Source organism: Ursidibacter sp. B-7004-1 (assembly GCF_053654055.1).
Genome location: NZ_JBSIUP010000065.1, coordinates 1 through 3,141, shown reverse-complemented (window position 1 = coordinate 3,141; position 3,141 = coordinate 1). Strand labels below are relative to the sequence as shown.

3 protein-coding genes and 1 pseudogene are annotated in these 3,141 nt (G+C 36.1%); 1 reads left to right on the top strand and 3 read right to left on the bottom strand.

All coding sequences use genetic code 11. The features are described 5' to 3' along the window. Positions 1-210, top strand: a pseudogene (locus tag ACWIW0_RS11175) (histone H1 family protein); the annotation flags it as partial. 235 nt (positions 211-445) lie between these two features. Here the strand turns inward: ACWIW0_RS11175 and secB are convergent. The 3 genes from secB to tig form a co-directional block, all read right to left on the bottom strand. Continuing rightward, on the bottom strand, positions 446-946 hold the full coding sequence (gene secB / locus ACWIW0_RS11170) for a protein-export chaperone SecB (RefSeq protein WP_454453376.1): 501 nt from the start codon (positions 944-946) through the stop codon (positions 446-448). Between the two features lie 16 nt (positions 947-962). Then, positions 963-1,415: a rhodanese-like domain-containing protein gene (locus ACWIW0_RS11165; protein ID WP_454453375.1), complete on the bottom strand. Its 453-nt coding sequence runs from the start codon at positions 1,413-1,415 to the stop codon at positions 963-965. A gap of 124 nt (positions 1,416-1,539) precedes the next feature. Continuing rightward, positions 1,540-2,841, bottom strand: a complete 1,302-nt coding sequence (gene tig, locus ACWIW0_RS11160) for a trigger factor (RefSeq protein ID WP_454453374.1) — start codon at positions 2,839-2,841, stop codon at positions 1,540-1,542. Positions 2,842-3,141 lie beyond the last annotated feature (300 nt).

Below are 3,141 nucleotides of genomic sequence, written 5' to 3'. Positions count from 1 at the left end.
GCAGCAGACAAAGCAACTGAAATGAAAGACACAGCGGCAGCAAAAGTAGAAGAAGCGAAAGCAACTATGGTTGAAGCTAAAGAGGCGGCTGTAACTAAAATGGAAGAAGCTAAAGATGCAATGAAAAATGCAGTCTCTGAAGCAAAAGAAGCGATGAAAGCTGTCGGTGAAAAAGTGGAAGAAATGAAATCTTCAACGGAAACCAAATAATTTTAGTTTATATTTAGGCACAGTTTCTGTGCCTCAGACTGATGACAAACCCCAATTTGTTGTATTCAATAAACGGACGCCAGCGTGGCGTCCCTACATAACAAAATAAAATCTGTTATTTTTCAATTGGTTATAACTTTCCTTGTAGGGACGCCACGCTGGCGTCCGAATGAAAAAAGACTTTGTCAATAATCTGAGGTATGCTTAACATACCCATTTTTAACTCAACAATAAGTTAGTTTAATGCTGGTTTTTCTTCAGCTTGTTCTTCTGCTTGCTGACGTTCTAAGTAATCAACAAAGAGTGCATCAAAGTTTACTGGTGAAAGATTTAATGCTGGGAATGTACCACGATTTACAAGGCTTGAAATCAATTCACGAGCATAAGGATATAATACTTCAGGGCATTTTGACGCTAAACAATGAGCTAGCTGAATACCTTCTAAACCTTTGATAGTGAATACACCTGCTTGTTTAACTTCACAGATAAATGCAACGTCGTTGCTATCTTCTAAGGTAGTTTGTACGTTGATGTGTAATACCACTTCATAAGTATCTTCACCAACTTGTAGCGTTGCTGTATCTAATTCAAAACCTAATTGTGGTTTCCACTCTTGATGGAAAATTGTTGGTAGGTTTGGTGCTTCAAATGAAACATCTTTGACATAAATACGCTGAATCTGCATTTCAAATGGTACTTGTTCTTGTTGTGCTTCAACTTTGTTTTCTTCAGACATAATGAATCCTTAATAATTATTTATGTTTTTTGACTAAAGGAAGATTTGCTGCTCGCCAACCTGCAATCCCTTCTTTTAAAGCATAAACTTTATTAAAGCCTTGTTTTGCAAGTGTATTTGCTAACCCTTGAGCAGATAAACCATTACCATCTACCACAATAATTGATTTTTCTTTATGTTTATCAATTGATTGTGTTTTGTTATTTTTTATTTCACTTGGAATTAAATGTAAGCTGTCAATAATATGTCCAGTACGAAATTCATCATCAGAGCGAACATCTAAAATTACTGCATCTTCATTATTGATGAGTTGGGTAGCCTGAGCATTATCAACCACTTTGATTTTGCTTGTCGCCCCTTTATAGAAATTGATTAGTACTGCAACAAATAAAGCAACCCACGCAACCACCATAATGGTATGGTTTGCGGCAAATTGTTGAATTTGTTGAGCTAAAGTAAGCTGTTCCATAATTTTTCTCTAGATCATTAGTTGGTATAAAGCGGTCACTTCCGTTAAAAAATTTGCAAAACTTTTGCTGAAAATGACCGCTTGTTTGGATAGCTTTGCTTAACCGCAAAACTGATAAGAGAAATTATGCAGCTTGTTGAGAAGCCATAATCTCATCAAAAGAGAATGCCTTTTCAGTTACTTTCGCTTTCGCTAATACAGCATCAACTGCTTGTTCTTCTAATACTACGTTACGAATATTGTCAGTTAATTGACGATTTTTTGCATAGTATTCAACAACTTCTGCTGGCTGTTCGTAAGCTGATGCTAATTCTGCGATAGTTGCTTTCACTCGTTCTTCATCAACTTTCAACTCATTTGAAGTAATTACTGCTGAAAGTAATAAACCTACTTGAACACGACGTTTTGCATCACCTTCAAATAATTCTGCTGGTAATTGGGCAGCCATTTCTGGTTTACCGCCAAAACGTTGAACTGCTTGCTGACGTAATACTTCAACTTCTTCTGCAACTGCTGATGTAGGAACTTCAATATCATTTTGTGCTAATAAACCATTGATCACTTGGTTTTTAATGCGTGAAGTTACAGCATTTTTTAACTCACGTTGCATATTTTTCTTAATTTCTGCACGCAGTTCTTCTACTGATTTACCAGCACCGAATTTTTTCACAAATTCTTCTGTTAATTCAGGTAATACGATGTTTTCTACTTTTTTCAAGGTGATAGCGAATTTCGCTGCTTTACCTTTTAAGTTTTCTGCGTGATATTCTGCTGGGAATGTTACATCGATATCGAATTGTTCACCTGCTTTATGACCTACAATCCCCTCTTCAAAACCAGGGATCATACGACCTTGACCCATAAATAATACGAAGTCAGATGCTTTACCACCTTCAAACTCTTCGCCATCAATAGACCCTACGAAGTCGATAGTTACACGATCATCTGCTTTTGCAGCATCGGTTGTTTCAGACCAAGTTGCTTGTTGTTTGCGTAATACATCAACCATTTTATCTAAATCTGCATCACTGATTTCAACAACTGGTTTTTCAACTTCAATACTTTCTAAACCTTTTAATTCAACTTCTGGGAATACTTCAAAAGTTACCACGAAAGAGAAATCTTTACCTGCTTCGTAGTTGTTTGGTGTGAATGTTGGACGACCTGCTAGGTTGATTTTTTCATTGATTACAACATCAAAGAATGCACGTTGCATTTCTTCTGATAACGCATCTTGACGAGCCGCTAAACCATAACGTTGTTCAATAATAGAATGTGGTACTTTACCTTTACGGAAACCATCAACGCGTGCATTTTTTGCATAACCTTTTAATTGTTCACGGTAAGCCGCTTCTACTTTATCTGCAGCGACAGTAACGGTTGCACGGCGTTCTAAGCCTTGAGTTGTTTCAATTGAGAATGACATTTTAACCTCAGTAATTTAAAAATAGTCGGTATATAAAATACAGATAGAAAAATAGGCGGTAATTCTATCTCGATATTCAATAAATGTCGAGAAATAACGCTTTTTAGTTGGTTATTTCAACACTTTATGAGATAGATTAAAGTAGTCATTTGTATTATTTGCAAATTTTTACGAAAATCTTACCGCTTATTGAAGATTATCTGCTTTCTACTTCTGTCATTTTAGGCGACAATCCTACACTAATTTTCGGTATTATGTAGCAGTTGTACAAAATTGAAAAAACTCTCTCCCACTTGTGGG

What these genes read in the sequence shown, in the direction of transcription:
- secB (WP_454453376.1), bottom strand. Translation starts at nt 946, where the DNA reads ATGTCTGAAGAAAACAAAGTTGAAGCACAACAAGAACAAGTACCATTT.
- ACWIW0_RS11165 (WP_454453375.1), bottom strand. Translation starts at nt 1,415, where the DNA reads ATGGAACAGCTTACTTTAGCTCAACAAATTCAACAATTTGCCGCAAAC.
- tig (WP_454453374.1), bottom strand. Translation starts at nt 2,841, where the DNA reads ATGTCATTCTCAATTGAAACAACTCAAGGCTTAGAACGCCGTGCAACC.